This window comes from Fimbriimonas ginsengisoli Gsoil 348 (assembly GCF_000724625.1).
GTDB classification, from domain to species: domain Bacteria; phylum Armatimonadota; class Fimbriimonadia; order Fimbriimonadales; family Fimbriimonadaceae; genus Fimbriimonas; species Fimbriimonas ginsengisoli.
Genome location: NZ_CP007139.1, coordinates 4,815,623 through 4,831,629 on the forward strand (window position 1 = coordinate 4,815,623; position 16,007 = coordinate 4,831,629).

Sequence of the window (16,007 nt, forward strand, 5' to 3'; positions counted from 1 at the left end):
CTTACCATGGTAGCTGCAGAACATGGTTGATATGTAGAGAACCGACGATGTAGACGACGAGGTATCCGATCGCGCCGATGCGTAGCGCCAATCTAATGAAATTCGGGCTTCGGTGCCGAAGCAGCTCGACGGCGGCCAGCGGCGCAATGAACGACACCATCTTGAGAGCCACGAAAGCCCAAGGGCTGTAAGCCATCGCACGAGCAAGAACCGGGTTCGCCTCGACGGCTTTTCCCGATCCAACGACGACCAGCGTCTGGATCATGTCCGCAAAACAGATTGTCGCGAGAAGAAGCGTTTCTGGCAAAACCAACGGCCGGACATCCCGTCGCTCGAGTGCAACTGCATTTCTCACCACCGTAATTTGAAGCTACACCGGTTTGGGCTCATCCGGCAACCGCGCTACCCCATAAACCTTAAGCATTTTTACCTGCTTTAACGTGTTTGTCACCCAAAAAGGGGGCATTTAGGGGGTTCGGTCGAGACTCGTGTGATGGCTCGCGACCCCTCGACTTACCGGTGTAAGTGCAGAACGAGTTGCCGCCAAAGCGCCACCGATCGGATCGGCTCGTCGATCCTCGCGCTCACGCAATCGTGGTCGTTCGCATCCACCTGATAGCCTGCCCGCCCATCGAACGCCCATCGTCCCCAAGAGAGGCGAACCTTTACGCCGTCTTTGCGGGTGAAGGTCGCACCCCAGTTGTTTCCTTCGAAGCAAAGCCGGCCCTGAAAGCCATGTCGAACCAGCTCCTCTTCGTACTGCGGCAAATCACCGACGAGATCCCCGTGCCAGGTGTAGAGACTGCTAAGCAAGCTTCCACCCGCGACCTCGCCGACTTTCCTTTCCGGGAGGAACTTAAGAGACGGTTCGCCGCTCGCAACCGGCAAAAGTGCTCCGAACCCAATGAGGGCGAGCAGCCAGGCCGGCATTGGCCGAAAGCGGATTGCGCTCTTCGCGGATCGCATGTTTGATGCAACCGTTTCCGGTGTCGAAATGTTTCGAAACGGCAGAAAAAATTACACTTGGCGAGACCGCGCCTCGATCTCCTGCAGCACGACGTCGGGAGCGACGGGCAGCGTAAGCTGGTCGATCTCCTCATCGTAGGCGTCCTCAATCCCCATTTTCTCCGCCATTTTGTCCACGAGCCGTAACATTCGGGTGATCTCGTACTCGGCCAGCAGGTTGATCTGAAGGTCGAGCGCTTCTCGCTGGCTGCTCAGCTCCCCCTGCTTGTTTTGACTGACCAAGACGAACGTCGATAGGAAGATCGCCTCCAGAGAAACCACCATCGTAAGAAACGAGAACGGGAATGGATCAAACGCCTTTAGCCCCGGAACGAAGTTCAGGTTGAGAACGAGCCAGATCCCGAACCAGACGATGTGGACATAGACAAACATCATGCTGCCCGACCAGTTGGTGATGACGTCCGCGATTCGGTCCTGAGTTGTCCGATTAGCTTCCGACTCACGGCGCAGAACCTCGATTATTCCGATATTCCGTTCAATAACGTCGGCTAGGCGAGGGTTACGGCACTCCATCATCTCATCGCGGATTCGCTGCCGCTCTTCGTCGGAAAGTCTATTTCTCATGGTCGATACAGACTAAGCGATAAGCGGTCTCCAGTGCGTATAAATAGACATGGCCGAAATGCCGAAAACGAACGAAGAATGGCGCGGAATCTTGGAGCCGATGCGGTACCACGTGCTGCGCGAAAAAGGGACCGAACGGGCCTTCACCGGCGAATACTGGAACCACAAAGAGAAGGGGGTCTACCGGTGCGCCGGATGCGGCGCCGAGCTGTTCGATTCCTCTGCTAAGTTCGACTCTCGATGCGGCTGGCCGAGTTTTTATGAGGCGCTCGACCCAGAGAAGGTAGAGGAGCACGTGGACCTGACGCACGGCATGCGGCGCGTCGAAGTCACCTGCAAACAGTGCGGCGGCCACCTCGGCCACATCTTCCCCGACGCCCCCCAGACGCCAACCGGCATGCGCTACTGCATCAACTCCGCCTCGCTAGAGTTCGATCCGGCGTCGTAAGTAGCGTCGGCGTCCTCGCCGATGTGTTCCGGAATCATCGGCAAGGACGCCGACGCTACGTTGGCGCGATGCCGCTCTTCTGAGCCAGGAGCCCCGCCTCGACCCGATCGTTCACGTGCAGCTTTCTCAAAATGGCGCCGACGTGGCTCTTCACCGTCTTTTCGCTAAGGCAAAGCTTGTCCGCGATCGCCGCGTTCTTCATTCCCGCAGCCAGACATTCCAAAACTTCGACCTCGCGCCGGCTTAGCTCGGTAAACAGTTGACGGTTGTGCAGGGCCGACTTCGAGAGCCGCGAGAACTCGTTCATGACGCGAGATACCAGTGCCGGGCTCAAGAACCCCTCGCCGCTTTTTGCCGCCCGTACCGCACCCGCGATGGCATCCAAACCGGCGTCCTTCAACACATAGCCGACGGCCCCGGCCTTGATCGCGGAGAAGACGTTTTCGTCGTCCCCGAATTTGGTGAGGATAACGACCTGAGCATCCGGCAGCTTCGAACGAATCTCCCGGGTGGCATCGATCCCATTCTTGCGTGGCATCTCGATATCCATGAGCAGCACGTCCGGCCGCACCACCATCGCCTCCGCGATCGCCTGCATCCCGTCCGGCACTTCCGAGACGACCGTGAGATCCGCCTCGAGCCGAAGGAGCTCCACCAGCGACCGCCGCAACGTCCCATCGTCCTCCGCCACCAACACGCGAATCTTTTCCACGATCTATTGTAGTACCGGCATTCTGCCGGCATCTTCTCCAGTGTCAGCCCGGCTTCCAGCCGGGCCTAAGTAAAGCTAGCCTTCACCCGAGTCCCCCCACCAGGAGAGGAGGTGACCTCCGCCGCGCCACCGGCCCGGGCGGCGCGCTCGCGGATCCCAATCAGGCCGACCCCCTCGCGGACGACGCCGAACCCCTGGCCATCGTCTTGGACGACGAGCTCCGCGCTCATTCCTTGAAAGGCAACGCTCACCGTCACCTGAGCTGCGCCGGCGTGCTTCACCACATTGGTAATCGACTCCTGAGCGATCCGGAACAGGGCGTTCTCGACCTCCGGCTCCAGAGGCACCTCCTTCCCAACCACCTGGAAATCGAGCCGTAAACCGTGCCGCTCGCAAAGGTTGTGCGCGTACTGGCGCAACGCGGGAACGAATCCGTCTTCCAAAGCCGGGGCTCGTAGGCGCTGAACCAGGAACCGCAGCTCGTCCGCCGCCTGGCGGGCCGATTCTCTTCCCTCTTCCGCCAGCTCCGCCGCCCGAACGCCATCCTTCGGCGCTACCCTTGCCATCAGCTCGAGCTGCGACGAGAGCGCGATGAGGTGCCCCTGCACGCCGTCGTGCATATCCATCGCGATCCGATTCCGGTCTGCCGCCACGCCCAACTTCTCCTTAAGACCCGCCGCGATCAGCGACTGATACGCCATTAAGCTAGACAAGACGATCAGGAAGTAAATCCGGAAAGTGACGTTGAGCGGGTCTTGTTGAAGCAGCTCGCGAGTCGACCGGGGTAAATCCGCGGGCACGATCTCGTTCGCCCCAAAAGTCGACACCGCGGTTCCGATGACGACCATGAACCCCACCGCGGCCGCCCAACGAACGTTCAGCGAGCCCGACGCCTGGATCATTGGCAAGAAGAAGAGCAAAGTGATATTGCTCATCGGTCCTCGATGGCTAAGGAAGAGAATCGCGCTGACGAGGGCAACGTCGACCGGGGGAAATACATACTGCCACGGCAGCCAATCCGGGTCGCGCCAGGCGATCACCGTCCGAACCGCCAAGTAAACCAGCGTAAGCCCGATCACTGGACGCAAGATCGCCACCGCCTCGGGCCCAATCACCGCCCGGATGTGCATGTCCAGCATCCAGAAAACGAGAAACGGCGCGCACGCCCAAACGTGCGCGAGGAACACCAAATGCTGCGCCCGCCGGGAAGACAGCCGAATACCAAGCGGCCTCACACCCTAATGTAGCATCGGCTCCCAGCCGATGAACGGATGGTTTTCTTCAGACCCCACGAGCTTGCCTTGGGAGTGCGCGACCTCGGTCGCGCTTTCTCCGGACACACGGGGAGGGGAAAGCGCGACCGAGGTCGCGCACTCCAAAATCGGCCGGAGCCGATACTAGCGCGAGGCGACGGTCGTCGCCGACTTTGCCGCCACGTAATGCTCGGGACTCTGGATCGAGCTGGGGTCCTTCTTCGCCCGCAGGACGAACTCCTCGATGGTTGCGACCGAGGAGAAGTGGTACTTCTTGCCGCCGATGTACCAGTCGAATGCGCCCCCCGTCTTCGTCTTCAAAATCGGGTCGATCGGCTGCCCCGGGTACGGCTTCATGCTGTAGAGAAACTCGACCTTCTCGAATCGCTCCGAAGGCGGGACTTTGCCGTTCAGTTCGATGTCGGCCTGGGTGTACGCGCCGCCCGGCGAGGCAAACAATTCTCGGGCTTTAGCGTCCGCCTCGGCGAGCTGCTTTTCTTTCGCCGGAGCCAGTTTCACTTCTTCGTCATCGTCGTGATGCGCCGCTCCCTCCTCGTGATGGTGGGCGTGAAGGTCCGCGAACGCGCCGTGGAAGCCAACCTTGTGAATGTCCACCGCGGGCTGCTGTATTCCCGAAAGGAGCTGCTGCTCGACCAGGTGCACTTGGAACTTCTGGACCGAGTCGTCCCAGAACCACATCGCGGTCGCTCCGACCCCGGCCGCACCTAACAGGATGAAAACTTTCACAAGGCTTTTTCGCATGGTAATTCTCATATCGGCCGGTTTTCGGAATCCTTAGAGGGTCCCGCGTCGGCATGGGCCGCCACCCCGTGCTAAAGTGCAAGCGACCGCCATGCGATCGAAGCTCGCTCTGCGCCAGAACCTGCTCGGCTACGCATTCATCGCGCCCTGGCTTATCGGGTTCCTGGTATTTACCGCGGCCCCGTTCATCTCCAGCATCTACCTGTCGTTCACCCGGTACGACATCGTGACCTCGCCTCACTGGGTCGGCGCGGCGAACTATGCCTCGCTCCTCCACGACGATCCGCTTTTTTGGAAGGCGCTTGGGATTACGATCAAATACGCTTTCGTCGCGGTGCCGCTGGGGATCGTCGCCGGGGTTGGTCTCGCCTTGCTGCTCAACGCCGACGTCCGGGGAATCTCCGTCTACCGCACGATCTTCTATCTACCGTCGATAGTCCCCGCCGTAGCCGGCTCGGTAGTTTTCATTTGGCTGCTCAACCCGCAAGTCGGGCTCGTCAACTCGATCCTCAAACTCTTCGGCGTCACCGGCCCGAACTGGCTGAACGACTCAAAAACGGCTTTCTGGAGCCTGGTCATGATGGGCCTCTGGGGGGTGGGCGGAAGCATGGTGATCTACCTGGCCGGGCTCAAAGACATCCCGGTCCACCTCTACGAAGCCGCCGTGATCGACGGCGCGAGCGGCGCGCAGCGGATGCGGCGGATCACCCTGCCGATGCTGACTCCGGTGATCTTTTTCAACCTGGTCATGGGGATCATCGGGGCGTTCCAATATTTCACCCAAGCCTACGTGATGACCCAAGGCGGGCCCGAGGAGAGCACCACGTTTTATGCGCTCTACCTGTTCCAAAGAGCTTGGAAATATCTGGACATGGGCTATGCCAGCGCCATGGCGTGGGTTCTGTTCGTGCTCGTTGTCACGTTGACGGCTCTCGTTTTCAGAACTCAGCGAAAGTGGGTGCACTACGGTGGCTAAGCTCCACCCCCTCAAGGCCGTGGGATTGGTGGCCTTGGTCGGTACCCTCGTCGCCATCATCGCCGCTCCCTCGCCCCAGCTTCGCAAGCATCCCAGCCGCAAGGCGGTCCGCATTTGGCACATGTGGAGCGGCGAGTGGAAAGAGGTTGTGGACGACATCGTCGCCAAGTACAACGCCAGCCAGGACAAGTACGAGGTCGTTCCACTTTCTCTCCCCGAAGGGGCGGAGACCAAGCTTCAGATGGGGATCGCGGGCGGCGACCCGCCCGACGCCATCGTCGAGTGGAACCCGGTCATCCCAACTTGGGCGCAAGCTGGCCTCCTCCAACCGATGGACGAGCTGATGACTCCCGCGGAGCGAGCAGGATACGACCGTGACGCCTACCCGGTCGTCAAGCGGATCGGGATCTACAACGATCACATCTACGGCCTCGCCGTCGGTCTCAATCTCAGCGCCTGCTACGTGCGGAAAGACATTCTCAAAGAAGCCGGGGTCGACCCCGAGACTTGGGTGCCGAAAACCTTGGAGGAGCTCGAGGAAGTCGGTCATCGAATGGACCGCCGGGATAAGAACGGCAACCTCACGCGAATCGGCTTCATGCCGGTCGGATTCAACGCCCTCGCTCCCGCCTACGGCGGCGGGCTTTACGACTGGAACGGGAAGCAGCAGGTCACCATCGACACTCCCGAAAACCGGACCGCCATGCGTCACTCCGCCGAGGCGCGGAAACGGCTAGGATTCGACGACGTCGTCCGGTTCCAAAGCTCGCAAGGCTCCGATTTCGGCGGCGCCTGGTCGTTCATCCAGGGGTACTACGGCATCCTCATGGACGGTCAGTGGCGAGTCGAGCAGCTCAGAAAGTACGCCCCGGACGTTCCGTACCGCGTATTCCCTTTGCCGCCGCCAAAGGGCGGCCTTCCCCTTGCCGGAAGTACCGGAGGGAACTTCATCTTGATTCCAAAAGGAGCCAAGAACGTCGACGGTGCGTGGGATTTCGTCAAGTGGTGGAACGGGCTCGACGATCCGAACACCGCCGCCGACCCGTTCGTGAAAATGGCCCAAATGCCGCCGTCGCGAGCGGTCGCCAACACCGAGATCTACCGGCGATACCTGAAGGAGAATCCGGCCTTCGCGGTGTTCGTGTCGATGCTTCCCAGCCGCAACATTCAGCCGCTGCCGCCCGTGCCCTACCAGCTCTTCCTCAGCGACAAGCGAAACGCCGCCGAAGACGCCGCGCAACGTGGAAGCATCTCCCCCGACGATTCGCTCAAGCGACTCGATCAGCAGGTTCGCGCCGAGATCGCAAGGAGGAAGTCGCTTGGCTACCCCCAATAGCCCCGCCCTCGCCCTCAATCGCTGGCAGCGCCTGGCGATCCACTGTGCGCTGCTCGTTCTGTGCCTGCCCGCCATCCTGCCCGTGTTGTGGATGGTCTCTACTGCTCTGAAGAGCGATTCCGAGGTACTGAACTCCGCCGGCGTCTCGCTAAGCAGCCTCATCCCGAAGTCGGCCCATTGGAGCAACTTTCCCGACGCCCTCCGCTTCGTCCCGTTCGGCGTCTATCTGCGAAATACCCTCACCCTCTGCGCCATCACCGTTCTCGGCGTAGTGGTCTCGAGCGCGGTCGTCGCCTACGGCTTCGCTCGGATCCGGTTCAAGGGGAGCGGCTTCTGGTTTGCGACCATGATCGCCACGATGGCGCTGCCGGGCCAGGTGACGATGATTCCAGTCTTCGCCCTCTTCCGCTGGCTCGGCTGGTACGGCAGCTACCTTCCGCTCACCGTCCCGTCTTTTTGCGGCTCGGCGTTCTACATCTTCCTGCTGACCCAGTTCTTCAAGACGGTCCCTGAAGAGTTGGCCGAATCCGCCCGTCTCGACGGCGCCCAAGAATGGACCGTCTTCACCCGGATCGTTCTTCCCCTCGCCAAGCCCGCGCTCGCCACCTGCGCCCTTTTCCAGTTCCTCGGCACTTGGAACGACTTCATGGGCCCGCTCCTGTACATCAACGACCCGAACAAGTACACCCTCGCCTACGGTCTCCAGCAGTTCTATTCCAGCTACGGCAGCAAGTGGGGACTCCTCATGGCCGCCGCCACCGTATTCACCCTCCCCATCGTCCTCCTCTTCTTCCTCGCCCAACGAACCTTCGTGCAGGGGATCTCGACGACGGGCGGGCGGAACTAAGAATCTAGGTCTGGAGTGGCACGGGCGGCCCGCCCGTGGGTATCAGGGGCAGCCTGCCCCTGAAAAATGTTGGCCGAGTTGCACACGGCTTAAGAACGCCACAAGACTCACACCCTCTCAAAATTCGGCAACTCGCCGAAAACAAGGGTGTGAGCACGCAGCCGTTCTTTACTCGGGATCGCCTTTTGATGATGGCGCTCCTGATCCTGTCCGCCCTGGTGTACCTGCCGGCGCTGGGCGGGTTGCCGATTCTGGACGATCATATGATCTCCTCCGGAGCGGCGATCGGCGGCGGAAAATCGCTCCGCGACTGCTTCACCGAGCCGTTCCTGTTCCACTACTTCCGCCCGCTGGTCTCGGCCAGCTTCTGGTTGGAGATGCGATTCCACGGCGCGAATCCATTCCTCCTCCACCAAACGAACATCGTGATCCATGTGATCACCACCTATCTGATCGTGGTGCTCGCCCAGTCGTGCGGCCTCTCCCGGAAGGCGGCGCTGCTCGGTGGGCTCTTCTTCGCGATCCAACCAGCGCAGGTCGGAGCGGTCGCGTGGATCGGCGGGCGCACGGACTCTCAGGCCTGCCTCTTCTTCGTCCTGATGATGATCGGGGTCGCCAAGTTCTATCAGGGTGGCAAATGGTGGTGGGTCGCCGTCGGAGTGCTATCGGCTTGGGCCGCCTTGCTCACCAAGGAACAGGTCCTCCCGGCGGTGCTGCTCGCTCCTCTCGCCGGATTCGCGTTCGGCGCGAGCCGCCGCCGGATCTTCTGGTCGGCGGTCCCGTTCGCTGCCACCACCGTCAGCTTCCTCGCGCTATTCCTCCTCGGCTCCCCCGAGATCGCCAAGGGGCCGACCGTCCCCGCCGCGGAAATCGCTTCCCAGATCTCGCGGTCCACTCTCAACTACGCCCTGCTGCTTGGAGCCCCTAACCCTTGGAGCATGCATACCTTCTCCTTGGAGATCTTGCGCAGCCCGCTGTGGCTTGCCCTCGGCGCCGCTCTCACGATCGCCATTCCGTACGGCATCTATCGTCTGTGGAAATTCGACGCCCGGCTCGCCTGGGTTGCCGTCGGGGGTGCGCTGGTCTACTTCCCGGTCAGCAATATCATTCCGATCCCGTCGCTGCTGGCCGCCCCGTACCGGGTCGCCCTTTGCGGTCCCGCGGCCGCCATCCTGCTCGGCTTCGCCGCCTCCCGGATCAAGGTGCAGAAGGTTCCCGCCGTCCTTGCCTACGCCGGTGCGGCGGCTAGTCTCTTCCTGGTGCCGTGGGGCTCCGCTCGTCATGCGAACGAGACCACCCTCTTCGCCGCTTGTGTGAAGTACGACCCTTCGTCTTTCTACATGCGCGGCAACTACCTCACCGCACTTCAGAGCCAAGGTCGTTACTCCGAGGCGCTGGACCAGAGCGACAATCTTCTCTCCCAGGTCTTTGCCACCGCCGACACGCACGACTACCAAGCGCTGGAGAAGGAGTTCAAGGCGGACAAGAAGGTCGCCCGCCGTATCCTCGACAACAACGGAGCCCGCGCTGAAGCCGGTCCCCTGGCCTCGCGCTACGTTCTGATGCGCGGCCAGGTTCTTACCAAGATGGATCGGAACGAAGAAGCGCTTCGCGCCCTCGCCACCTCGGCCCGCCTCGACCCCAAGAGCGACGCCGCCTACTTCGGGATGGGCCAGCTCCTTTTAGATTCCAATGACCGGCTCGCCGTCCGCTACCTGCAGCGTGCAACCGTGCTGAATCCGGAGAACGGCGGTGCGATCTACGCCCTCGGCCGGTACTACATGTCTCACAAAGACTACGAAGCCGCCTACCGCACGCTCAATCGTATGCTCCGTGTCCCCCACGACACCTCCGACCCACTCCTCGATCTCGCCGACGTCGAGATTCGAACCGGCCGAACCGCCGAGGCAAAGCGAGCCCTCTACCTAGCCAGCCGCGGCATCGTAGACGTCACCCGCCTCAACCAACTGATCGACAGAGCGGGCTCGTAACCTTTACGCCAAGGGGCGCCGACGCTACGGCTACCGTTCCTTGGCTTTGTCGCTTTCGCCGGCTAACTTTCTCTGCTCTTGGGCCTTGGTCTCCATTTCTTCGATCGTCTTCGTCGGCAGGCGCGCCGCGCCCGCGTAGTCGCGAGTCAGGACCAGCGGCCCGGTTGCCAAACGTTCCTTCGCGGCGGAAATCGCGTCGCTGTACTGCGGGAGCCAAGCCTCGCCCGCGATCAGCATCTCGTCCGCCATCTGCCAAATCTCGGGCGGGTTGCAGACTGCCCCGGTGAGCGGATCCATCATCATCGCCTGCTTTAGCAGGGTGTCGTCGCCGTGAACCGCCGCCTCTACGGCCAGCCGCTGCACCGAAACCGAGACGTTGCAGACGGCAGCGCAGCCAAGCGGCAGATCGCCCACCAGCGGCATGTTGACTCCGTTTCGATCCACGTAGCCCGGAGCCTCGATGATGCAATCGTTGGGAAGGTTAGCGATCACCCCGTTGTTCACCACATTGAAGTGGCCGCGGTAAACCCGGCCCGTCTCCAGTGATTCGATGATGTAGCTCCCGTGCTCCTCGCCCCGCTTGTCCGGGGTGAACGAGTTCGGCTCGCCGGACATCCAGTTCGGGAAGTCGTGCTCGAACCAGCGCCGCCCCTCCGTGCAAACCCGTAGGTAGCCGCCGGTCTCCCCATTGATCCACGACCCCAGGTCGATCCACTCCATGATCTCGCTCGGACGCTTCCGATACCAAGGCACGTACTCGCTGAGATGTCCGTTCGATTCCGTGCTGTAGTAGCCGAATCGGCGCAACATGTCGATTCGCACCTTCTCGGTCTGCCGGAAGTGCTCCACCGACTCGAACGCCTCCAGCAGATGGGGGACCATATCCATCCCTCGCCAACGTATCTGCACGTACCAGGTCTGGTGATTGATCCCCGCACAGACGATGTCGACGTCCTTCTTCGTTACCTTCTCGTCCTCGGCGATCATCCCCTTCTCGCGCGCCCAACTCTCGATTGCGCGGGCGATCTGCCAGTGTCCACCTTGCACGCCGTGGCAAAGCCCGATCGTCTTAACGCCGCCGTACTTGTTGCACGCCCAAGTCAGCATCGCCATCGGGTTAGAGTAGTTGAGGAAGGTGCAGTCGCTCGCCGCGTGGGTTTTGATGTCGCGGCAGAAGTCCAGCAGCACCGGAATGCCGCGTTGCGCGTACATGATCCCGCCCGGGCCGAGGGTGTCGCCCACGCACTGGTCGACGCCATACTTGAGCGGAATATCGACGTCGGTCGCAAACGCTTCGAGTCCGCCTACCCGGACAAAGCAGAGGACGTAGTCCGCTCCGTCGAGTGCGGCTTTTCGATCGAGAGTCGGCGTGACCGTCGCCGGCACGCCGTTCGCCTCGATGTCGCGCCGCATCAGCTGCGTGGTCATATCGAGGTTGTGTTCGTTGATGTCGTGGAACGCGAACTTGGTGTCCTGAAGCTCAGGCACGGTCAAGATATCCCGGCAGATCCCCCGCGTAAACCCAACGCTCCCCGCCCCGATAACGGCAACTTTGATCGACATGCCCCGATTGTAGCCGTGGCATGGGCATCTTGCCCATGTGTATCACGTCCGTCCCGGGCGTGTTGCCAAGGAGAACGAACGTTCGCCAGCCAGGTGCGGGACGCCCCTGGGATACACGCGGGCTGGAAGCCACGTGCCACGGTACGCTTATGGGGAATATGGCAGACCGTTACGAACCGGCATCGTTCGAGCAGAAGTGGCGCGACCGATGGCAGGAAGCAGAGCTCTACAAGACCCGTGAAGAAGAAGGAAGGCCGAAGTTCTACGGCCTAGATTTCTTCCCTTACCCCAGCGGGGCGGGTCTATCGGTAGGGCATGCCCGTAACTTCGTGCCGACCGACGTAATCGCCCGCATGCGCTACATGCAGGGATACAACGTCCTGCACCCGATGGGATTCGACGCGTTCGGCTTGCCGGCCGAGAACGAAGCGATTAAACGGCAGAGCCACCCGGCGCCGATGATCGAGCGATACGCCGCCAATTACCAGCGCCAAATGACGCTGATCGGTATCGGCTACGACTGGTCGCGCTCGTTCAAATCTTCCGATCCCGACTACTACAAGTGGACCCAGTGGATCTTCGAGTTGCTGTTCAAGCGTGGCCTCGCCTACCAGAAGCTCGCCGCCGTCAACTGGGATCCGGTCGACAAGACCGTACTCGCCGATGAGGAAGTCATCGCGGGTCGAGGCGAGCGGTCGGGCGCGCTGGTTGAGAAGAAGTGGATCCCCCAGTGGTTCTTCAAGATCACCGACTACGCCCAGCGTCTGATCGACGACCTCGACACCATCGACTGGCCCGAAGGGATCAAAACGCAGCAGAGAAATTGGATCGGGCGCAGTGAAGGGGTTCAGTTCAGGATGAACGTGGCGTTGGGCGTTGGGGAAAACAAAGTCTACGACTTAAGCGAGGAACGCCCAACGCCCAACATCCAACGCCTCACGTTCGACGTCTTCACCACCCGGATCGATACGATCTTCGGCATGACCTTCTGCGTCCTGGCGCCAGAACATCAGCTCGTGGACAAGTTGCCGGTAACGGAAGACGATCGCGCTCGCATCCGCGCCTACCAAGAGCAGGCGCGAACCCTCAGCGACGTCGATCGTCAGGCCACAACTCGCGAGAAGACCGGCGTTTTCACCGGCGCGTATGCCATCAATCCCGCCAACGGCCAGAAGGTACCGATATGGATCGCCGACTACGTGCTCGCCACCTACGGCACCGGAGCGATCATGGCCGTACCCGGCCACGACGATCGCGACTTCGAGTTCGCTCAGAAGTTCGATATCCCGGTGGTTCCGGTCATCGCCCCCGCGGAGGCGGCTTCCTTCGAAAGGATCGATAAAGTCGAAACTGCGGACGGACACGTCGCTCTGTATTCGCCGTTCTCCACGATGAGCTTCCCGCTCCCATTCATCACCAAGGAAGGGATCCTCATCAATTCCGGCGAGTACGACGGCATGCCGGTCAAAGAGGCCCAGAATGCCCTCGGAACCTGGATCGAAAGCCTCGGTATCGGTGAGCGGAAGATTCAATACAAGCTCCGCGACTGGCTGATTTCGCGCCAGCGGTACTGGGGTTGTCCCATTCCAGTGATTCACACCAAAGAGGGCGAGATGGAAGTCGTCGCGGAGAGTGCGCTGCCGGTGGAGCTGCCGTGGGTGGAGAACTACGAGCCGACCGGCGACGGCACTTCCCCGCTCGCGCATATCCCGGAGTTCGTAAACGTCGTCGATGGCGACGGCCGCTTGGGCCGGCGTGAGACCGACACGATGGGCGGCTTCGCCTGCTCCTCTTGGTACTTCCTGCGGTTCGCCGACCCCCACAACTACGAGAGAGGGTGGGACCCGGAGAAGGCGAAGTACTGGATGCCGGTCGACTGCTACGTCGGCGGCGCCGAGCACGCCGTCATGCATCTGCTCTATGCCCGCTTTTGGACCAAGGTGCTTTACGACGCCGGCCTGGTGACGGTCAAGGAACCGTTCCAAACCCTGCGTAACCAGGGTCAGGTGCTCGGCTACACGCCATATCGCAAGCCGCGCGAAGACGAGCGTTTGGACACCGGCGAAGAAGGAATCCTCGTCTCGTTCGAGGAGGCGAAGGCGTTGCCCAAAGACGACGTGGTCTGGCGCTGGTCGCGAATGAGCAAGTCGAAGGGGAACGTCGTTACCCCCGACGAAGCCGTCGCCGAGTACGGCGCGGACGCCCTGCGTCTCTACCTGCTGTTCCGCGCCCCGTTCGATGCGGATATCGAGTGGGAGAACAAGGGCATGAGCGATCTGGCTCGCTTCCTCAGCCGCATCTTCCGGGTTGTTGACACCTTTAAGCCTCATTACGAAGCGTCCTGGCGGAACTTCATCCCGTTCGAGGAGGCGAGCGACGTTTCGAAAAAGCTGCGCCGCGCGACCCACCAGGCGATCCGAAACGTCACCGGCGACATCGACCGGTTCGGGTTCAACACCTACGTTTCGTGGCTGATGAAGTACGTAAACTCGATCAACGAGATCGTGGGCGGCGGGGTGCCGGCCGACGACCGGGCGGCCGGGCTCGCCGTTTCGGAGGCGATCGAAACCCTGATCCTGCTGCTCGCGCCCGGCGCTCCCCATTCCGCGGACGAGCTCTGGGAGTCACTCGGCAATTCTGGTTTCACCTACCATCAGGATTGGCCGACCTACGACGATCGGTTGGCTGCCGAAGACACGAAGACGATCGCGGTTCAGATCAACGGAAAGTTGCGCGACACGTTCGAGATTGCTGCCGGAGCATCGGACGAGGAGCATGAGGAAGCGGCCAAACGGCGAGAGAAAGTAGCGCCCCACCTGGAAGGTAAAACCGTTCGAAAGGTGATCGTGGTGCCGGGCAAGCTGGTGAACATCGTTGCAAACTAACGAAGGATGGAAGCGGTGGTCGATTCCGGTCGGCATCGTCGTCGCGCTTGTAATGGTGCTGCTTCTGTCCAATCGTGATGTCCCGACTCCCACGGGCCTCCCCCGCATCATGGATCTGGACACCTACCGGCGAGACCTGAACAACGCCTCCCAAATCGCCGCCCCGATCTTCGCGAAATACGACGACGGCGCGGAGATTTCGGAGTCGGAACGCGCCGACCTTCGGAAGTGCGCCCAGGTTTTCGACACCGTTAGCACGTTCTTGCCGGCAAAGTCGGGTTCCTTCCTAGACGCCGGGCGATGCTACGTGATCTTGGAAGACTGGGAAAGCGCGGAGCAGCGCCTTCAACAGTGCTTGAACAACTCCACCCTCAAGGATTCCGATTTCTCCCCCAAGGGAGTCGGGGATGCCAAGCGGCTGATGTCGGTGGTTCGCAACCAGCAGGGGCGCTTTGAGGACGCTTATCGGCTGGCGGATGAGGCGCTCAAGATCGACCCGAGCGACGCCTCCTCCTTGGTCGCCCGCGCCTCCGCCGAAGTCCAACTCAAGCATATCCCCGCCGCCCGCGTGGACATCGCCAAATCGCTCCAACTTTGGCCCGGCAACAAACGGGCGCTCCAACTGCAGCAACTGCTTGAGACGGCGACCGGTAAGTGAACGCCTAGCGCCCAACGCCTACCGCCTGTCATACTCTTCACCGGCGCGGAGTGGTGTCCGAGTGGTCGATGGAGCGGGCCTGGAAAGCTCGTACTCGTCAAAAGCGAGTCGTGGGTTCGAATCCCACCCACTCCGCCAGAAAGGTGGCACGGGCGGCTCGCCCGTGAGTATCTCGGGCGGCCCGCCCGAGTAAAAAAAATTGTCGTTACCGATCTCCCCATCGAGTCTCCGGCAGCCTCCCTCGGCCCGGCCGACCCTTTATCCCGAAGGGATTCCGTCCCCCAGCCAAGGGTTGGTAAGCCGCGTAGCGTCCTACCCTGGTGGTGACCGCCGCCAAGGTTTCTACCCCAACGGGGTTGCGGCCTTTTCCGGACGCAACCCCGTTGGGGTAGAAAGGCCGTCGATCGCCGGAACTCGTGCCTCGCAACCCTTCGCTGGGGGACGCTATCCCTTCGGGATAAGGGAAACCTTTGGTTCGGCTTCCAACCGATCCGATGCCGGAAAAAATCGGTAATACGCCATGTTCCCCTACGCCGCAAGCGCCGACGAACTGAACCGCCGCGACGAGGTGCTTGCCCGCATTGTGGAGCACGTCCTTACGAACCGCACGATCAAGCTTCCGGTTTTCGACCCGAATCTGGCTCGGCCGAACGACCGGTTCGCCCTCATCAACATCGGTCTCGAGCCGAACGACTTCTCCGGTTCGTTGGGGGTCTACCGCTACCAGTTCGAAGGAGAGGAAGACCTCCTCCACCTGATCGTGACCACGGAAACCGGCGACCCGCTAACCCCTGAAGAAGGTCAACGAGTCGCCTCATTCGCCCTGAGCGGGCTCTCCCCCGCCCTCATCTGGCTCCGCCCGGGCGAGCTCTCCCAGCACTTCTACTTCGGCCACGACGACCTGGTCGCCCACCTAGAAACCAAGTAGGCAAGGGGTGCCACGGGTGTAGACGGAAACCGAGCCTCTGGCTTTATCTAGCGACTTT

The 16,007-nt window shown here is 61.4% G+C and carries 15 protein-coding genes and 1 tRNA gene; 9 read left to right on the forward strand and 7 right to left on the reverse strand.

The genetic code is table 11. From position 1 onward, the window contains the following. Nucleotide 1: 1 nt before the first annotated feature. The 3 genes from OP10G_RS21690 to OP10G_RS21700 form a co-directional block, all read right to left on the reverse strand. On the reverse strand, nucleotides 2-358 hold the full coding sequence (locus OP10G_RS21690; RefSeq protein ID WP_338031885.1) for a DUF5658 family protein: 357 nt from the start codon (nucleotides 356-358) through the stop codon (nucleotides 2-4). Between the two features lie 155 nt (nucleotides 359-513). After that, nucleotides 514-966 carry a hypothetical protein gene (locus OP10G_RS21695; RefSeq protein WP_025228332.1) on the reverse strand — a complete coding sequence of 151 codons (453 nt, stop codon included), beginning with the start codon at nucleotides 964-966 and terminating at the stop codon, nucleotides 514-516. Nucleotides 967-1,017: 51 nt separating this feature from the next. After that, nucleotides 1,018-1,590, reverse strand: a complete 573-nt coding sequence (locus tag OP10G_RS21700; RefSeq protein WP_025228331.1) for a DUF1003 domain-containing protein — start codon at nucleotides 1,588-1,590, stop codon at nucleotides 1,018-1,020. 49 nt (nucleotides 1,591-1,639) lie between these two features. Between OP10G_RS21700 and msrB the strand changes: the two genes are divergently transcribed. Beyond that, the gene (msrB, locus tag OP10G_RS21705) at nucleotides 1,640-2,038 is read left to right on the forward strand and encodes a peptide-methionine (R)-S-oxide reductase MsrB (protein ID WP_025228330.1); all 399 of its coding nucleotides are present in this window, start codon (nucleotides 1,640-1,642) and stop codon (nucleotides 2,036-2,038) included. A 55-nt stretch (nucleotides 2,039-2,093) separates the two neighbouring features. Here the strand turns inward: msrB and OP10G_RS21710 are convergent, their stop codons facing one another. The 3 genes from OP10G_RS21710 to OP10G_RS25315 form a co-directional block, all read right to left on the reverse strand. Continuing rightward, nucleotides 2,094-2,750 (reverse strand): response regulator, encoded by a 657-nt coding sequence (locus tag OP10G_RS21710; RefSeq protein WP_025228329.1) that lies wholly within the window; start codon nucleotides 2,748-2,750, stop codon nucleotides 2,094-2,096. Nucleotides 2,751-2,815: 65 nt separating this feature from the next. Beyond that, entirely contained in the window at nucleotides 2,816-3,985 is a 1,170-nt protein-coding gene (locus tag OP10G_RS25310) for a sensor histidine kinase (protein WP_144241306.1), read from the reverse strand. A 162-nt stretch (nucleotides 3,986-4,147) separates the two neighbouring features. Beyond that, nucleotides 4,148-4,765 (reverse strand): hypothetical protein, encoded by a 618-nt coding sequence (locus OP10G_RS25315; protein ID WP_052547908.1) that lies wholly within the window; start codon nucleotides 4,763-4,765, stop codon nucleotides 4,148-4,150. A gap of 91 nt (nucleotides 4,766-4,856) precedes the next feature. Here OP10G_RS25315 and OP10G_RS21725 point away from each other — a divergent pair, with 91 nt between their 5' ends. The 4 genes from OP10G_RS21725 to OP10G_RS21740 all read left to right on the forward strand — a co-directional run bounded on the left by OP10G_RS21725 (nucleotide 4,857) and on the right by OP10G_RS21740 (nucleotide 9,915). Next, complete coding sequence (locus tag OP10G_RS21725; RefSeq protein WP_052547910.1) at nucleotides 4,857-5,741, forward strand: carbohydrate ABC transporter permease; 885 nt, start codon at nucleotides 4,857-4,859, stop codon at nucleotides 5,739-5,741. Continuing rightward, nucleotides 5,734-7,077: an extracellular solute-binding protein gene (locus OP10G_RS21730; protein ID WP_038473556.1), complete on the forward strand. Its 1,344-nt coding sequence runs from the start codon at nucleotides 5,734-5,736 to the stop codon at nucleotides 7,075-7,077. The genes OP10G_RS21725 and OP10G_RS21730 overlap by 8 nt, the downstream gene beginning before the upstream one ends. Further along, the gene (locus OP10G_RS21735; protein WP_025228325.1) at nucleotides 7,061-7,924 is read left to right on the forward strand and encodes a carbohydrate ABC transporter permease; all 864 of its coding nucleotides are present in this window, start codon (nucleotides 7,061-7,063) and stop codon (nucleotides 7,922-7,924) included. Before OP10G_RS21730 ends, OP10G_RS21735 begins: the two co-directional genes overlap by 17 nt. 149 nt (nucleotides 7,925-8,073) lie before the next feature. After that, nucleotides 8,074-9,915: a hypothetical protein gene (locus OP10G_RS21740; RefSeq protein ID WP_025228324.1), complete on the forward strand. Its 1,842-nt coding sequence runs from the start codon at nucleotides 8,074-8,076 to the stop codon at nucleotides 9,913-9,915. 30 nt (nucleotides 9,916-9,945) lie between these two features. Here OP10G_RS21740 and melA read toward each other — a convergent pair whose 3' ends face one another. Then, complete coding sequence (gene melA / locus OP10G_RS21745) at nucleotides 9,946-11,478, reverse strand: alpha-glucosidase/alpha-galactosidase (RefSeq protein ID WP_025228323.1); 1,533 nt, start codon at nucleotides 11,476-11,478, stop codon at nucleotides 9,946-9,948. A 158-nt stretch (nucleotides 11,479-11,636) separates the two neighbouring features. On the opposite strand from melA, the gene leuS reads away from it, so the two are divergent. The 4 genes from leuS to OP10G_RS21765 all read left to right on the forward strand — a co-directional run bounded on the left by leuS (nucleotide 11,637) and on the right by OP10G_RS21765 (nucleotide 15,949). Then, nucleotides 11,637-14,363, forward strand: a complete 2,727-nt coding sequence (gene leuS / locus OP10G_RS21750; RefSeq protein WP_025228322.1) for a leucine--tRNA ligase — start codon at nucleotides 11,637-11,639, stop codon at nucleotides 14,361-14,363. Continuing rightward, nucleotides 14,353-15,021, forward strand: coding sequence for a tetratricopeptide repeat protein (locus OP10G_RS21755; protein WP_025228321.1), 669 nt, complete (start codon nucleotides 14,353-14,355; stop codon nucleotides 15,019-15,021). The genes leuS and OP10G_RS21755 overlap by 11 nt, the downstream gene beginning before the upstream one ends. A 47-nt stretch (nucleotides 15,022-15,068) precedes the next feature. Beyond that, a tRNA-Ser gene (locus OP10G_RS21760) sits at nucleotides 15,069-15,159 on the forward strand. A 382-nt stretch (nucleotides 15,160-15,541) separates the two neighbouring features. After that, the gene (locus OP10G_RS21765; protein ID WP_025228320.1) at nucleotides 15,542-15,949 is read left to right on the forward strand and encodes a hypothetical protein; all 408 of its coding nucleotides are present in this window, start codon (nucleotides 15,542-15,544) and stop codon (nucleotides 15,947-15,949) included. The last annotated feature ends 58 nt before the right edge of the window (nucleotides 15,950-16,007 follow it).